The organism is Emticicia sp., assembly GCF_049241225.1.
Classification (GTDB): Bacteria; Bacteroidota; Bacteroidia; order Cytophagales; family Spirosomataceae; genus Emticicia.
In genome coordinates, this window is sequence record NZ_JBMLRC010000338.1 from 1 (window position 1) to 1,381 (window position 1,381).

Here is a 1,381-nt window from a genome sequence, read left to right on the forward strand (position 1 = left end):
AATCATCGGCACGCACTGGCGATAAACTGCCACCAAAACTTCCAATTGGGGTGCGTATGGCATCTATTATGTATGATTCTTTCATTATTCGATAACTTTTGGCACGCTGATAACGCAGATGTTCCAACGCTGATTTTTACGGATTTTACTTCTCTAAGTGATGGTAAAAATTAAATTGATAATATTTTTTTACCGAGCGTCGGTCGCCACAGAATTGCCCAGAGTTTTTCTATTTTTTCTTTGTGTAACTCCGTGTTGTACTTCGTGTACCTCTGTGGTAAAATACTATCAATTAAATAGTTCTTTGTACTTAAAACTAATTATTAATCTAACTTTATCTCAAAATTAGCACTTGTTTTAGCTTTTACTTCTTCTAAAGTTACGTTTGGCATTAATCCGATGAGAGTTAGTTTTCCTTCAGGATACGCAAAAACCGCCAAATCGGTGATAATCATGCTTACTACTCCAGAAGCAGTCAATGGCAAGACACAAGAAGGAACGATTTTTGGCGAACCGTCAGAATTTGTATGTGTCATAGTGATAATCAATCGCTTTGCTCCTTTAGCTAAATCCATTGCTCCACCAACGCCCAAAAGCGGTTTTCCTGGCACTGCCCAGTTTGCGAGATTTGCGGCTTCGTCACATTCTAAACCGCCCATGATAGCCACGTCGATATGTCCACCACGAATCATGGCAAACGATTCGGCACTATCAAAATAGCTACTTCCTTGCAAGGGTGTTACAGGAATTTTTCCTGCATTTACTGGGTAATTCATTGCTCCGCCACCATCAGTTGGTACTGGTCCTACGCCCAACATTCCGTTTTCGGTATGAAGAATAATTCCATGTTCTTCGGTGATTAAATCGGCTACCAATGTTGGAATTCCGATGCCGAGGTTTACTACATCGCCTTTTTTTAGTTCGGCCAAGGCACGTTTCGCCATATTCATACGTACTTCATCAACTTTTTTAGAAGATGAAACCGATGCCGATGTGCCTAAATCTTCGAGCGTAAGCGTCGCTTGTACCAAATAATCTACGAAACAACCCTGTGTATGGACATTTTCAGGGGCAATTTCGCCGACTGGAACAATTTCCTCCACTTCGGCAATGACCAAATCAGCAGCGGTAGCCATAGCTTTATTGAAATTATTTTCAGTCATTCGGTATTGCAGGTTTCCTGCGGTATCTGCTCGCCACGCACGAATAAACGCTACATTTCCTCTGATTCCTTTGATGAAAACTTGTTCTACACCATCAATGATTTTGGTTTCTCGGCCTTCAGCAATTTTTGTTCCTGCCGAAGTGGGTGTGTAAAATCCACCGATTCCTGCACCGCCCGCACGAATGGCTTCGGCCAATGTTCCTTGTGGTAAAAGTT

General features: G+C 41.9%; 1 protein-coding gene. It reads right to left on the minus strand.

Going from position 1 to position 1,381, the window contains the following annotated elements:
• Positions 1–323: 323 nt before the first annotated feature.
• Positions 324–1,381, minus strand: a 1,058-nt coding sequence (locus tag ACOVO2_RS17980) for a 3-oxoacid CoA-transferase (RefSeq protein WP_421771309.1), incomplete at its 5' end; no start/stop codon positions are given.